This is a genomic window from Streptomyces sp. NBC_01210 (genome assembly GCF_036010325.1).
Classification (GTDB): domain Bacteria; phylum Actinomycetota; class Actinomycetes; order Streptomycetales; family Streptomycetaceae; genus Streptomyces.
Genome location: NZ_CP108549.1, coordinates 7,970,078 through 7,984,773 on the forward strand (window position 1 = coordinate 7,970,078; position 14,696 = coordinate 7,984,773).

Annotated in this window: 11 protein-coding genes and 1 pseudogene; 7 read left to right on the plus strand and 5 right to left on the minus strand. The window is 70.3% G+C overall.

Going from position 1 to position 14,696, the window contains the following annotated elements; translation table 11 throughout:
• Positions 1-60: 60 nt before the first annotated feature.
• A pseudogene (locus OG735_RS36005) lies at positions 61-870 on the minus strand (APC family permease); the annotation flags it as partial.
• Between the two features lie 8 nt (positions 871-878).
• Here OG735_RS36005 and OG735_RS36010 point away from each other — a divergent pair.
• Complete coding sequence (locus tag OG735_RS36010) at positions 879-2,006, plus strand: ROK family transcriptional regulator (RefSeq protein ID WP_327328570.1); 1,128 nt, start codon at positions 879-881, stop codon at positions 2,004-2,006.
• A gap of 42 nt (positions 2,007-2,048) precedes the next feature.
• Here OG735_RS36010 and OG735_RS36015 read toward each other — a convergent pair whose 3' ends face one another.
• A complete protein-coding gene (locus OG735_RS36015) occupies positions 2,049-2,312 on the minus strand; it encodes a hypothetical protein (protein WP_327327329.1) in 264 nt (87 codons plus the stop codon).
• Positions 2,313-2,425: 113 nt separating this feature from the next.
• On the opposite strand from OG735_RS36015, the gene OG735_RS36020 reads away from it, so the two are divergent.
• Positions 2,426-3,142, plus strand: a complete 717-nt coding sequence (locus tag OG735_RS36020; protein WP_327328571.1) for a TetR/AcrR family transcriptional regulator — start codon at positions 2,426-2,428, stop codon at positions 3,140-3,142.
• A 74-nt stretch (positions 3,143-3,216) separates the two neighbouring features.
• Here OG735_RS36020 and OG735_RS36025 read toward each other — a convergent pair whose 3' ends face one another.
• Positions 3,217-3,966, minus strand: a complete 750-nt coding sequence (locus tag OG735_RS36025; protein ID WP_327327330.1) for an SDR family NAD(P)-dependent oxidoreductase — start codon at positions 3,964-3,966, stop codon at positions 3,217-3,219.
• 203 nt (positions 3,967-4,169) lie between these two features.
• Here OG735_RS36025 and OG735_RS36030 point away from each other — a divergent pair, with 203 nt between their 5' ends.
• A complete protein-coding gene (locus tag OG735_RS36030) occupies positions 4,170-6,272 on the plus strand; it encodes a PQQ-dependent sugar dehydrogenase (protein ID WP_327327331.1) in 2,103 nt (700 codons plus the stop codon).
• 69 nt (positions 6,273-6,341) lie between these two features.
• Here the strand turns inward: OG735_RS36030 and OG735_RS36035 are convergent, their stop codons facing one another.
• Together OG735_RS36035 and OG735_RS36040 are read right to left on the minus strand one after the other, a co-directional pair.
• A complete protein-coding gene (locus tag OG735_RS36035; RefSeq protein ID WP_327327332.1) occupies positions 6,342-7,871 on the minus strand; it encodes an amino acid permease in 1,530 nt (509 codons plus the stop codon).
• Positions 7,872-8,037: 166 nt separating this feature from the next.
• Entirely contained in the window at positions 8,038-9,033 is a 996-nt protein-coding gene (locus tag OG735_RS36040; protein ID WP_327327333.1) for a hypothetical protein, read from the minus strand.
• Between the two features lie 299 nt (positions 9,034-9,332).
• Here OG735_RS36040 and OG735_RS36045 point away from each other — a divergent pair, with 299 nt between their 5' ends.
• The 4 genes from OG735_RS36045 to OG735_RS36060 all read left to right on the plus strand — a co-directional run bounded on the left by OG735_RS36045 (position 9,333) and on the right by OG735_RS36060 (position 14,600).
• Positions 9,333-10,778 carry an FGGY family carbohydrate kinase gene (locus OG735_RS36045; protein ID WP_327327334.1) on the plus strand — a complete coding sequence of 482 codons (1,446 nt, stop codon included), beginning with the start codon at positions 9,333-9,335 and terminating at the stop codon, positions 10,776-10,778.
• Between the two features lie 125 nt (positions 10,779-10,903).
• Positions 10,904-12,301 (plus strand): FAD-dependent oxidoreductase, encoded by a 1,398-nt coding sequence (locus OG735_RS36050; protein ID WP_327327335.1) that lies wholly within the window; start codon positions 10,904-10,906, stop codon positions 12,299-12,301.
• Positions 12,298-13,524 (plus strand): NAD(P)/FAD-dependent oxidoreductase, encoded by a 1,227-nt coding sequence (locus OG735_RS36055; RefSeq protein WP_327327336.1) that lies wholly within the window; start codon positions 12,298-12,300, stop codon positions 13,522-13,524. Before OG735_RS36050 ends, OG735_RS36055 begins: the two co-directional genes overlap by 4 nt.
• A 140-nt stretch (positions 13,525-13,664) precedes the next feature.
• Positions 13,665-14,600, plus strand: coding sequence for a lytic polysaccharide monooxygenase auxiliary activity family 9 protein (locus OG735_RS36060; protein ID WP_327327337.1), 936 nt, complete (start codon positions 13,665-13,667; stop codon positions 14,598-14,600).
• The last annotated feature ends 96 nt before the right edge of the window (positions 14,601-14,696 follow it).

A 14,696-nucleotide genomic window follows, 5' to 3' on the forward strand; every position in this document is an offset into this window, starting at 1 on the left:
GGTTTTGCCGCGGAACAGGTGGGGCCACCGGCCGGCGGCCGCGGGCAGCGGATCGGCCGCTCAGGCCGTGATGGTTTCGGTCCCGCTGTCCTGCTGCGTGAGGTAGTCCTCCGAGATCTCCTTGGGCCCGAAAGGCCACACCTTCTCGTAGCGCGCCCACACCAGGAAGGCGGCGCAGCCCAGGGCGAGCCAGGCCAGTGACCATTCGATGGGGTGGCGGCCGGGCGAGTTCTTGTCGGCGTATCCGTAGATGACCAGCCAGCCGGCGAGGGCGACGATGCTCGGCAGCGGGTAGAGCCACATCCTGTACGGGCGGCTCAGGGCCGGCTGACGTTTGCGCAGTACGGTCAGGGCGACGACCTGGGCCAGGGCCTGGACGATCACCATGACGGTGGTCAGCAGCTGGATGAGTGTGGCGAGGTCGGTGTGGCGGCCGATGAGGAAGCCGATGGCCGTGATGACGCCCATGGTGGCCAGACCCAGCATCGGGAAGCGGTGCTTGGGGTGGAGCTTGGCGTACGGGCGGAAGAAGACCCGGTCGCGTGCGGCGTCGTAGGGCACTCGCGATCCGCCGAGGAGGCCGGCGAAGACGGAGGCGAAGGCAGTGATGAGGATGAGGACGGTGACCGTGTCGGCGGCTCCCTTGCCCCAGGTCTCCTCCAGGACGGCGGAGGCGACGGAGGTGGAGGCGATGTCGCCGGGGTCGGTCATCCGGTGCCAGTCGATGACGCCGAGAGTACCGATCTGCAGCAGCAGATAGATCGCCATGATGCCGAGGATCGAGAAGATGATGGAACGCGGCAGTGTGCGGCCGGTGTCCTTGATCTCGGCGCCCATGTAGGCGGTGGTGTTGTAGCCGAGGTAGTCGTAGTCAGCGACTGCGCGGCGCCAACGAGAGGCTGCTGCTCGACCGGCTGAGAGCGGCCGGGTCCGCGTCCCGGGCTCAGCTCGCGCGCGAGACCGGCCTGTCGAAACCCACCGTCTCCAGCGCTCTCGCTGCGCTGGAAAAGGCAGGCCTGGTACGGGAGGTGGGGACCCACACCCCCGAACGCGGCCGCGTCGCCGTCCTCTACGCCCCCGACCCGGCCGCCGGATACGCCCTGGGCATCGATATCGGCCGCGACTGGCTGCGGGTGGCCCTCGCCGATCTGGACGGTTCGGTCGTTGCCCGCGCCGACGTGCGCAACCGCGCCCGCACTTCGGCCACCATGGCCGACCTCGTCGTCGGCACCGCCCACCGGGTCGTCGCCGACAGCGGCGTCGACCTCGACCGGGTGATCCAGGCCGTGGTCGCGACCCCGGGTGTGTACGACAGTCAGCACCACCGCGTGCGCTATGCGGTCAACCTGCCGGGCTGGGGCCGCGCGGGGCTCTTCGACCGTATGCGTGAGCAACTCGGCCTGCCGCTGGCCGTCCACAACGACGCCAACCTCGCCGCCCTGGGCGAGTACGCGTTCGGCGCGGGCGCCGGCAGCAGACTCTTCGTCTACGTGATGATCGGCACCGGCCTGGGCATGGGCGTGGTCCACGAGGGCCGGCTGTTCACCGGCGCGCACGGCGCCGCCGGCGAGATCGGCTTCCTGCCCTGGCCCGGACGGCACAAGCCGGATGTCCTGGAGGACGCAGTCTCGGGCGAGGCCGTCGTCGCGGCGGCCCGTGCGCTCGGCATGACCGGACCGCTCACCGCCAAGGACGTCTTCGACGCCGCACGTCGCGACGATCCCGCCGCGACCACAGCGGTCCGCCAGGAGGGCGAACGCCTGGCCCACACCGTCGCCGCCGTGGCCGCCGTCCTCGACCCCGACCTGGTCGTACTCGGCGGCGGCGTCGGCCACAGCGCCGACCTGCTGCTGCGTACTGTCCGCGACACCCTCAAGTCCCTTACGCCGCTGCGCCCCAAGGTCGCCCCGAGCGCCCTCGGTGAGGACGCGATCCTGCTGGGCGCGGTCGCGACGGCGTTGGACACGGCACGGGACGTGGTGTTCGAACGGCGTGCGCCCGGGTGAGGCGCCCGGGGGCGGTTCTTTACGCCCGCTCCGCCGCTGTCTTCAGATGCCGGAGCCAGGCTTCGAGTGACTCGTCCAGGAGCCGGTGCATTTCGATTCGATGTCCAGGCCGCCGGTCAGCCATCGGAAGGTGGCACCGGGCGCGAGCGGGCCGTTGAGGTGCGCCGTCTCGATGCCGGGATTCCAGCCGGGCCAGGCGTCGATGTCCCTGTGGATGCGCCAGATCGGCGCGGCGGGCGCGTCGACGGTGATGCGGCGGCGGACCACGACCGGTGCGTCCGCGTCGATGGTGTGGGGAAAGGTCATCAGAGCCCCGGAAAACGATGGTCGGGAACCCGAAATGGTGATGCATTGTTGCGTTAGTTATGAACCATAACAGAAGCTAGGATGGTTTGCATCATCGATGGAGGGACGTGGCTGTGACGCCGACGACACAGGGCCCACGGGCCCGGTACAGGGAGCAGACGCGCGCGGAGATCAAGGAAGCCGCGCTGCGACAGCTGGCCGAAGGTGGCCTGGCGGCCATCGCGCTGACCCGTATCGCCAAGGAAATGGGCATGTCGGGGCCCGCGCTCTACCGCTACTTCGCCAACCGTGACGACCTGCTCAGTGCGCTGATCCGCGATACGTACGACGACCTTGCCGAGGCCATCGGAGTCGCCGCGGAGGCCTGTGCCGAGGTGTCACCGCGCGCACGGCTGCACGCGCTGGCCGACGCGTTCCGGGCCTGGGGCGTCGAGCAGCCGCACCGCTATCTGTTGATCGCCGGCCCGCCCCTGCCCGGCTACAGCGCACCGGCCGACACGGTGGCGCGGGCGCGGGCGGCGCTCGGTCCGTTCCTGAGCGTCTTCGTCGCGGGGGAGCCGTCGGGACCGGCGGTCCGGCTCGTCGAGCAGATGACCGCCTGGGCGGAGCGGGAGCCCGCCGTGGCGTCCTGGGCGGAGCAGTACACAGAACTGCCGGCGTCAGGAAGCGGTGTGGGCCGTGCGCTGGCGGGGGCGGTGCTCGCCTGGTCCCAGATGCATGGCGCCGTCAGCCTCGAAGTGGCCGGTCAGTTCACCGGTATGGGGCACGACCCGGGGACTCTGCTCGAGGCCCAGATCGACGCACTCGCGGACGCGTTCCGGCTGGACTGACGGGCGCCGGGTGACGGGCGGCGGGTGGCGGGCGACAGGCGGCGCGCCGGTCCGGCCGGGACGCGCGCGCCCGTCTAACGGCCCAGCGCGGCGCCGCCGTTGATGTGCAGGATCTGGCCCGTGACATACGCGGCCTCGGGCGAGGCGGCATAGCGGACCATCGCCGCGATCTCGGCGGGGAGCCCCGGCTTGCCCGTCAGGGACTGCTTCACCCGCGAGGCGATGAACTCCGGAGTGGCGCGGTCGCCGAAGAACTCCGTGTCGGCGACGAATCCGGGTGCCACGGCGTTGACAGTGATGCCCTCCGCGCCGAGCCTCTGGGCGAGATCGAAGGTGTACGTGTTGACCGCGGCCTTCGAGCCGCCGTACGAACCCGGGCCGCGCAGAGCCGCGATCGACGACAGATGGACGATCCGGCCGCCCGGCCGCCGCATGTGGGGGAGCAGCGCCTCCGTCAGCAGGACCGATGTCAGGACGTTGGCGGCGAAGTTGCGGCGGTAGCTGTCGGCGATGCCTTCCAGGCTGCCGTCGTGCGAGGCCGCGACATTGCCTCCCGCGTTGGTCACCAGAACATCGACCGCGTCACTGCCGTCGGTGATGAACTGCGCAGCGCGGCGTACCTGTTCGGGCTCGGACAGATCCGCCGGGAACCAGGTCGCCGTGGAGTCCCCGTGGGTGGCGTTGAGCTTCTCGGCCGCCGCGCGCAGCACCACTTCGCGGCGGCCGAGAAGGGTCACATCGGCGCCGGCCGCGGCGAAGGACTCAGCCACGGCGAGCCCGATGCCCGTACCGCCGCCCGACACCACGATCCGTCTTGGACTCACAGCTCCACCTGTTCTCGTATGTGACCGATGGTCTTATTCGTGCACAGGAAGTTACGGATCACCTTACGTGGTGTCAAGGAATCCCGAGGCATCCCGCAAGACAGGCAGCATTCTCAACTGGTCTGTGCACGACGGTTGTTCAAGCACCGAGACGTCGATTACATGGTTGAGCTCTCGCTCCCTCGCGTCGAAGGAGACCAGCGGTGCTCGCACCTCGCAGCAAAAGATCCCCGTTCCTCATTGCCGTGCTCGCTCTCGCCCTGCTGCTGTCCGTACTGACGGCGTCGCCCGGCGCGGCGCAGGCAGCAGACGAAGCCGGTGGGCCTGTCCATGACCCGATACCGACGAAGCCGATCCAGTCCGGTCTGGGCCTGGTGGTCGAGGAGTACGCCTCCTTCCCCAAGACCGAACCCGTTCCCGGACCGGTCACAGACCCCCGCCTCAAGCGCCATGCCCGGATCAACTTCCTGAGCGAACTGCCCGACCGCTCGGGGCGGATGGCGGTCCCCGACCTCAACGGCCGGCTCTATCTCGTCGAACACGGACAACCGCGCGTATATCTGGATGTCGCCGCCGCCATCGGCCCCGCCTTCTTCGCCAGCAGCGGCATGGGCCAGGGCTTCGGGTTCGTCACCTTCGACCCCGGCTTCCGCAAGAACGGCAGGTTCTTCACGGTCCACACCGAGAAGGCCTCCGCCACCTCCGCCCGGCCGGACTTCGTCCAGCAGGCGACCACCAACTACCACGGCATCGTTACCGAGTGGACGGCCGACGACCCGGCCGCTGACACCTTCAGCGGCAGCCGTCGCGAGCTGCTCCGTATCGGATTCTCCGGCGGCGGCCACGGCATCCAGCAGATCGACTTCAACCCGACCGCGAGGCCCGGCGACCGGGACTACGGGTTGCTCTACGTCGCCGCGGGCGACGGAGCCCAGGGTGTCAACAACACCGAGCCGCAGAATCTGGCGCTGCCGCACGGCAAGATCCTCCGTATCGATCCGCGCGGCAGTAACAGCGCGAACGGAAAATACGGGGTTCCGGCCTCGAATCCGTTCGTCGGCAAGCCGGGTGCACTGGGCGAGATCTACGCGTACGGAATGCGCGACCCGCACCGTTTCAGCTGGGACCCGGCCGGCCGTCACCGGATGTACCTCGGGCACATCGGCGAGCACGCCGTCGAAGGCGTCTACGAGGTGCGGGCAGGAGACAACCTCGGCTGGAGCGAGCGCGAAGGCACCTTCGTCTACGACAAGGCGGCGGTCAACCCCTGCGACCGGCTGCTCCCGCTGCCGGAGGACGACGCGAAGAACGGCTACACCTACCCCGTCGCCGCGTACGACCACGATCCGCCCGCCAGCTGGAACTGCAGGTCGGACCTGGGGCGCGCGATCGTCGGCGGCTTCGTCTACCGCGGCCACGACGCGCCGGCGCTGTGGGGCAAATACCTCTACGGCGACGTCGTCGACGGCCGGCTGCTGTACTCCGAGGCAAGCGAGATGCGCAGGGGCGGCAAGCAGCTCGCCGACACCTACCAGTTGATGCTCTTCGGCCGTACGGGCGAGCGCGTCACCCTGCCGGAACTCGCCGGTGACAGCCGGGTCGACCTCCGCTTCGGCCGGGACGCGCGCGGCGAGCTGTATCTGCTGTCCAAGGCGAACGGCAAGATCTGGAAGGTCACCGGGACCCGCCGGTTCGCCGACTGCAGGACCCACGGCACCACGCTCACGCATGTGACGGGCGCGAAGAACTGGGCGCCCGTCACCCCCGCCAAATGGCAGTTCCCGCGCGGCCAGGTCACTCTCGCCGAGGCGGGCGTCGCCCGCCCGGGACCGCGCAGGCCGTTCGAGTACGCGGTGCTCACCGCGGGGCCGCGGTTCGGCTCCACCCGGATCGACGCGGAGGTCCGGCTGGACACCCCGGTCGAGATCAGCAACCGGGACGTGATCATCGTGTTCGGCTACCAGTCCGACACGAAGTTCTATTACGCGCATCTGTCGTCCGACAACACGATCTACCCGCACAACGGCATCTTCGTGGTCAATGAGGCGGACCGGCTGCGGCTCGATCACCAGTGGAACGGATCCACCGGAGCTCCGCCGGCCATCGCCGACGCGCGATGGCACGACGTCCGCATCGTGCACTGCGCGGACAGCGGAGAGATCGCGGTATACGTCGGCGGCTCGAAGAACCCGCTGATGACCGCCGTGGACAAGACATTCGGCTCGGGCAGGGTGGGCTTCGGCTCGTTCGACAACGTGGGCAGCCTGCGCGACCTCAAGGTCACCGGCAGGCCTGCCGGAAAGTGACACCACGCAGTCAGGGCCCCTCCTGGGACGGGCCCTGACTGCTTCGCAGTGGACTGCGGCTCTGACGCGTCAGACGATGTTCTCCGCGATCTCCGCCTGCTCACGGGCGGATCCGTACGCGGACGGCGTGCCGTACGAGCGGCGTGCCACGAACCACCACACGGTGGCCAGCACCAGCACAGCGACCAGCGCGATCGAGGCGTAGTTCATCGTGTCGACGGTCACCGGGTTGGACTGCGGCAGGCAGAACAACACCGTCACACACGCCACCCACACCACGGCCACCCAGCCGATCGGCTTGCTCCAGCGGCCCAGGCTCCACGGACCGGGTTCGAAGCGGTCCTTGGCGCGCAGCTTCAGATAGATCGGGATCGCGTACGCCGGCGTGATGCCGATGACGTTGATCGCGGTCACCGCGCCGTACGCGGTCGTGGAGTACAGGGACGGCAGGGCCAGCAGACAGGCGAAGACGACCGACAGCCATACCGCGGGGACCGGGGTCTGGGTGCGGCTGCTGACCTTCCGCCACAGCGCCGAGCCGGGCAGCGCGTTGTCGCGGCTGAACGCGAACACCATACGGCTGGCCGCTGCCACCTCGGCGTTGCCGCAGAACAGCTGTGCCACGATCACGACGAGCAGTAGGGCCGTGGCGCCGCTGGTGCCGAGCGCGTCGAGCAGGATCTGGGCCGGCGGTACGCCGGTGGCACTCGCCTTGGTGCCCTCGTAGTCCTGGATGGCGAAGGTCAGACCGGCCAGCAGGGCGAAACCGGCGATCCAGGAGACCCAGATGGAACGTACGATGCCGCGGGCGGCGGAGACGGAAGCGTTGGAGGTCTCCTCCGACAGATGCGCGGAGGCGTCGTAGCCGGAGAAGGTGTACTGCGCCAGCAGCAGGCCGATCGCGGCCACATAGATGGGACTGTCCCAGCCGGTGCCGTTGACGAACTCGGTGAAGACGAACTCGGGCGACTGGTGGTCGGAAGGCACGATGGCCAGTGCGCCGACGATCAGAGCGACGCCGCCCAGGTGCCACCACACGCTGACCGAGTTGAGCAGGCTGACCAGCCGCACCCCGAACAGGTTCAGGACGGCGTGCAGCAGCAGAATGCACATGAAAATGATCATGGTGGAGCCGGGTGTGGGATGAAATCCCCACTGCAGATTCAGAAACGCCCCGGTGAACAGGGCGCAGCCGTAGTCGATACCGGCGATCGCACCCAGCAGGCCGAGGAGATTCAGCCAGCCGGTGTACCAGCCCCACTTACGGCCGCCGAGCCGGTCGGCCATGTAGTACAGCGCACCCGACGTGGGGTACGCGCTGGTCACCTCGGCGAGGGCCATGCCGACGCACAGGACGAACAGACCGACGCCCGCCCAGCCCCAGAGCATCACCGCAGGGCCACCGGTGTTCAGCCCGAAGCCGTACAGGGTCATGCAGCCGGACAGGATCGAGATGACGGAGAAGCTGATGGCGAAATTACCGAAGCCACCCATGCGGCGGGCAAGCACCGGCTGATAGCCGAGTTCGCGCAGCCGCTCCTCCTCGTCCTTCGGGGAAATCTGGTCCGAACTCGACCACTTCGGCGGGGATATGGACATCGAAGAACCTCCGGGGAAAGGGTGATGCACTGAGCGGACAGGGACGGGAGCAGGGGCAGGGGCAGGGACAGGGCGTGGTGCGGGCGCGCGGACGTGTCTCGCGTACGCGTGCAGGGGAGAGCGGTGGATCAGCCGTGCGGTCGGGCTCGCGGGGCTGGGTGCGCGGTCAGGGCCCCGCGCCGCGCGCGGCCGCGAGACAACGGCCACGAGCGCGGAGGAACACTTCCTCCGCCAGGCCCGCGTCACCGGGGCTGTCTGTGCGGTAGGCCCACGGCAGCGTGGTGTAGTACGGGCCCAGCGCCTCGAACACCGGTGCCGCGTCGGGGAATTGGAGCGCGCCCCACAGGGCGTGGGACAGATAGTTGAGATCAAGCAGCGAACGCCCGGCCGGGGCCACCTGGTTGAACCAGCTGTGCAGGGCGCGCTGCGCGTCCCGGGCCGCGTCCTCCGTCACCCAGTGGAGATCCAGCGCCTTCTCCTGGCCGTGTTCCCGGCGGTAGCGCTCCACGCGTACATAGAGCGGGAGCGCGTGCAACGGCGACCCGGAAGGCGCGGAGGACGCCGCCCACTGCACGAAGTTGACCGCCTCGGACAGATGACCGCCGGACCTGCGCGCGTAGACGAACTGCAGCATCCGGTGGTAAGCCTCGCGGTTGAACGGATCGCGCTTGTCGGCCTCCGCCAGCAGACCCCACGGGCCGGGGAACAGCATCGGACCCGGCGGTGCCGTGCGATGCTCGTCCATCTGCTGCTTCTCGTCGAGCTGGGCCAGCGCCAGCAGACAGACCCACGGCACCGGATCCTCCGGAGCCTGGTGACCGGCGACCCGGCAGGCCTCCCAGGCCTCGTGCCACAGCTCCTGGGTACGCCGGTGCCCCTCACGATGGGCCCGCAGCGCCCGCTCCACCACGACCCGGCAGTGCATCACGGTCGCGGCGAGCGAGCGGGGTTCCTCCCTGCGCCAGGCCTGCACCGCGTCGGAACCGGCGGCCACCGCAGCGAGAACCTGGGTCCGCTGGGTCCACAGTGCCCAGTCGGAGGTCGCGGTCAGCAGGTTCCGCATCGACACCCACCGACCGGTGCGTAAGTCCTGCATGGCGGTGCGCAGTTCACTGTCGTGACCCGCTGGGTGGTACACCGGGCGTAACTCGTCGTTGGACATCAGCCCGCTGCAGGTCTCGTTGTGGTGGTCATAGGTCCTCTGGAGACGGTGAGGGGTCGAGGCGGTGCTTGAAGGCGATGCTTTGCGGTGATCTTACTCAACCATGGGGTAACAGCAAGAAGTTGATGATGCATCAGGGGCCGGTCAGGATTGCGGTTGTGGGGACGCAGGTCCGCCGGGGGGCTCTTGACGGCGGCCGTGACCTGCTCCACGCTCTCCTTGAGCGATCAAGGTTTCTCTGCGTTTCCTCTGCCGGATTCCTTCTACCGAAGACTTCTACCGAAGAGCGGGGTGGCCCGATGACAGGCCCAGTGCTTGCCGTCGACCAGGGCACCTCCGGTACGAAGGCCCTGGTCATCTGCCCCGAGCGCGGTGTGATCGCAACCGGCTCCGCTCCGGTGAACCCCCGTTACCGCAGCGGCGGACGCGTGGAAGTCGACCCCGCCGCGCTCCTCTCCTCGGTCGTCGACGCCGGACGCCAGGCGCTCGCCCGTGCCGGAGAACCGGTCGCCGCTGTCGGCCTCGCCAACCAGGGCGAGACCGTCCTGGCCTGGGATCCGGCCACGGGCGATCCGCTGACCGACGCGATCGTCTGGCAGGACCGGCGGGCCGAGCCGATCTGTGCGGAACTCGCCCCGCACGCCGCCGAGCTGGCACAGCTGACCGGACTCCCGCTCGACCCGTACTTCGCCGCGCCCAAGATGGCCTGGATACGCCGCGAGCTCACCCGCGAAGGCGTCGTCACCACCAGCGACGCCTGGCTGATCCACCGGCTGACCGGCGCCTTCGTCACGGACGCGGCGACCGCCGGACGCACCCAGCTCCTCGACCTCGACCGCGTCGACTGGTCTCCGCAGGCGCTCGACATCTACGGCCTGACCGGCGAGCGGATGCCGGAGATCGTCGACGCGGACGGCCCCGTCGGCATCACCACGGCCTTCGGCACCGCGATCCCGCTCACCGGACTCCTGGTCGACCAGCAGGCCGCGCTGCTCGCCCAGAGCGTCACCGAACCGGGCACCGCCAAATGCACCTACGGCACCGGTGCGTTCCTTCTCGCCCAGACGGGGTCCCGCCCGCGCCGTACGAGCAACGGCCTTGTCAGCTGTGTCGCCTGGCGGCTCGGCGGACGCACCAGCTACTGCCTCGACGGACAGGTCTATACGGCCGCCTCCGCCGTCCGCTGGCTCACCGACCTCGGAGTGATCTCCGGCGCCGCCGACCTGGACCCCGTCGGCTCGGCCGTGCCGGACAGTGGCGGCGTCACCTTCGTACCGGCCCTCGCCGGTCTCGCGGCCCCCTGGTGGCGCGGCGATCTGCGCGGCTCGCTGACCGGCCTCGGACTGGACACCGGTCCCGGACAGCTGGTGCGTGCGCTGTGCGAAGGCATCGCCGCTCAGGTCGTCGAGCTCACCGACGCGGTCGCCGCGGACCTCGGGACACCGCTCACGGGTCTGCGCGTCGACGGCGGCCTGACCCGCTCGGCCCTGCTGATGCAGACACAGGCCGATCTGCTTCAACTGCCCGTCGAAGTATCGGCGTTGCCCGACGCCACGGCACTCGGGGTCGGAGCGGTGGCGCGGCTGGGCCTGGATCCGGGCCTGACCGCCGAGCAGGCGATACCCGCGTGGAAACCGTCCGTCGTCCATGAGCCGAGGATCAGCGCGGCACAGGCGGCCGAGCGCCTCGCGGCCTTCCGCGCCGAGGTGGCCGCGCTGCTGGACCGTACCCCTACTGACCGTTGAATCCCGACTGCTCCATGAAGCCCGGCCGGGGGCCGTACGCGCGATCAGGACCAGGGCGTGTTGTGGAAGTAGCGCCGTCCGCCCGCGGGGCAGGCGGGACTTCTCAAACCCGCCCTGGGAGCACCATGACTGTCACGACCGCCGGGCAACTGCCGGACACGATGCACGACGTGATCGTGGTCGGCGCCGGCGTGGTCGGCTCGGCCATCGCCCGCGAACTCGCCCGCCACCGGCTGCGTGCCGCCTTCGTGGACGCCTCCGACGACGTCGGCAATGGCACGTCGAAGGCGAACACGGCGATCCTGCACACCGGATTCGACGCCGTCCCCGGCTCGTTGGAGTCCCGGCTCGTACGCGACGGACAGCGGCGGCTCGCCACCTACGCCGCGGAAACCGGCATCCCGGTCGAACCGCTCGGTGCGCTCCTCGTCGCCTGGGACCAGGAGCAGCTCGCCGCACTTCCCGCGCTCGCCGCCAAGGCCGAGCGCAACGGCTACCACAACGCACGGCTCATCGGCGCGGACGAGGTGCGCGCACGCGAGCCGCACCTCGGGCCGGGTGCGCTCGGTGCGCTCGACGTCCCGGGCGAGAGCATCATCTGTGCCTGGACCGCCACACTCGCGTACGCCACCCAAGCCGTCCGAGGCGGCGTCGACCTGCATCTGAACTGCCGGGTGGAGAGCGTGACCAGCGGTGGCAGCCACCATGAACTCACCACCAGCCGTGGTCTGTTGCGCACCCGCTACCTCGTCAACGCGGCCGGACTGTACGCCGACGAGCTGGACCGCGAGCTCGGCCACACCGACTTCACCGTCACTCCGCGCCGGGGCCAGCTCATCGTCTTCGACAAGCTCGCCCGCGAGCTGGTCCGCCACATCCTGCTGCCCGTGCCGACCGCGCTCGGCAAAGGCGTACTGGTGGCACCGACCGTGTACGGCAATGTGATGCTCGGCCCGACCGCCGAGGACCTCGGCGACAAGGAAGCCACCGGAGCGACCGCCGAAGGGCTGGACTTCCTGAGGGAGAAGGGCCGACGGATCATGCCGGAGCTGCTCGATGAGGAGATCACCGCCGTCTACGCGGGCCTGCGCGCCGCCACCGAGCACGACGACTACCGGATCCGGGCGCACGCGCGGCAGCGGTACATAGCCGTCGGCGGTATCCGCTCCACGGGACTGACCGCATCGATGGCGATCGCCGCCCACGTCACCGACCTCCTTGCCGACGCCGGTCTTGACCTGGGGGATGGGCACGAACTGGAGCCCGTACGCATGCCGAACCTCGGGGAGGCGTTCCCGCGTCCCTACCAGCGTGCCGATCTCATCGCCGCGGATCCCGAGTACGGCACACTCGTCTGCCACTGCGAACGTGTCTCCCGCGGGGAGATCCGCGACGCCCTTGCCAGTACGGTTCCGCCGGGCTCGCTCGACGGACTCCGGCGCCGTACGCGCGCGCGCGGCGGTCGCTGCCAGGGCTTCTACTGCGGGGCCGCCGTGCGCGAGCTCTTCGAGGCACGCCGATGAGCCGGCCCGGGCGTACCGTCGACGTCCTCGTCGTCGGCGCGGGACCGGCCGGCCTCGCCGCCGCCGCCCGGCTCGCCGGGGCGGGCGCGGGCGCCGTCGAGATCGTCGAGCGCGAGCAACAGGCCGGCGGCATCCCGCGGCACTGCGGCCACGGCGGCTTCGGACCGCGCGAACTGCGCCGTCCGATGAGCGGTCCGCAGTACGCCCGCCGCCTCGTCGACGACGCCGTACGTGCCGGAGCGGACCTGCGCACCGGCGTCACCGTCACCGGCTGGTCCGGCCCCCGCGCTCTGGACACCACAAGCCCGGCGGGACTGGAACGGATCACCGCGCGCGCCGTCGTCCTCGCCACCGGCGCGCGCGAACGGCCGCGCAGCGCCCGGCTGGTGCCCGGCACCCGGCCGGCGGGTGTGCTCACCACAGGTGAACTGCAGCAGGAAGTCCACCTCCACGGCCGGCGGGTCGGCAGCCGGGCGATCGTCGTGGGAGCGGAGCCGATCGCCTTCTCCGCGGTACGCACTCTGCGGGCCGCCGGAGTCGAGGTCGTCGCCATGGTGACCGACCAGGCGCGCCGGCCGCCGCACCCGTTGCTGAGCCGTCGTGTCCCGCTGCTCACCGGTGCCACCGTGACCGAACTGACCGGGCGCGGCAGGCTGACGGGTGTCGGACTGCGCCACCTGGACGGCAGAACCGTCACCGTCGGCTGCGACACGGTCGTGTTCACCGGAGACTGGATCCCCGACCACGAACTGGCCAGACGCGGAGGGATACCGCTCGACCCCGGCACCCGGGGCCCCGCGGTCGACACCGCGTTCCGTACCGCCGAGGCAGGCGTCTTCGCCGTCGGCAACCTGCTGCACGGAGTCGAGCCGGCCGGCACCGCGGCCGAGGAGGGCCGGTACGTCGCGGACCAGGTGCTGCGGCACCTGGCCGGGGCAACGTGGCCGGACGGTGGGCTGCGGCTGCAGGTCGCCGGACCGTTGCAGTGGGTGGCGCCGAACCGCATCGCCCCGGACGGCCCCCGTCCGCTGCGGGACCGCTTCCTTCTGCGCACCGGCGAGTCGCTCGCCCGCCCCGTCCTCGTCGTCAGCCAGGACGGCCGGGTGCTCCGCCGGCAGCGTCTGCTGCGTACCGCGCTGTCCGGCCGTGGACTCCACCTCCGCGCGGACTGGTTCGGAAGGGCGGATGCGCGCGGCGGCCCTGTGGAGATCACCGCGTACTGAGTCGTTGTTGGTCGGCGTTGGTCGGCGTTGGTCGTTGTTGGTCGGGTTGGTTGGCGTTGGTTGGCCCGCGGTGAACGCTCGGCCGGGCGAAGCCGTAATACACGGCAGGCTGTTGAGCCGACCTAGGAGGTATGCCGCGGATGACTGCCCATCGAACTGCCGCCGCCGCTGCGCTCGCCGGTGTCCTGCCGCTCCTGCTCACGGCCGTGGCTGCCGGGACTGCGCAGGCGCACGGGGCGCCGACCGATCCCGTCAGCCGGGTGGCCGCATGCGGTCCCGAGGGCGCCCAGGGCAGGTCGGCCGCCTGCCGGGCCGCCGTTGCCGCGAACGGGGGATCGGCTTTCGACCAGTGGGACAACCTGCGCGTGGCCGACGTTCGGGGCAGAGACCGCGAGGTCGTCCCGGACGGACAGCTGTGCAGCGCGGGCCTCGACGCGTACAGGGGCCTGAACATCGCCCGCGCCGACTGGCCGACGACGACCCTGAAGGCCGGTGCCCGGTTCACCCTCACCTACCGGACGACGATCCCGCACGAGGGAACGTTCGACCTGTATCTCACCAAGAAGGGCTACGATCCGACCGCGCCGCTGCGATGGGCCGATCTGTCGGCGGAGCCCTTCGCCACGGCCACCGATCCGAAGCTCACGGACGGCGCGTACCGGATCACCGGACGGCTTCCGGCCGGACTGACGGGCCGTCACGTGCTCTACACGGTATGGCGGAACTCGAGCACGCCGGACACCTACTACTCATGCTCCGACGTGGTGCTGGCGGGGGGTACGGAGCGGGGCGGCGAGCCGGTCGCGGATCAGCCGGGCTCCGAGCCCGCTGCCGAGCCGCCCTCCGCGCCGGTCACCGAGCCGACCTCGCAGCCCGCCTCCGACCCTGCCGTAGCGCCGGCGAGCTCTCAGCCGGTCACCGCACCGGGTTCTGTGCCTGCCGACGAGGCCGCCGGGCAGCCGGCCGCGGCGTCGGCGGAGAGCGACGGCGGCAACACAGCCGTCCTCCTCGGCGGGGTGGCCGCCGTGCTCGCGCTTCTCGCGCTGGGTGTGTCCGCTTTCCTCCGCCGCCGATAGCCGAACGAGACGTCGGAACCCGACGTCCGAACGAGACGGCGGAACGCGACGTCCGAAACGCGACGTCCGATTTCCGCCAGCCGAGCGCCCGGCGCG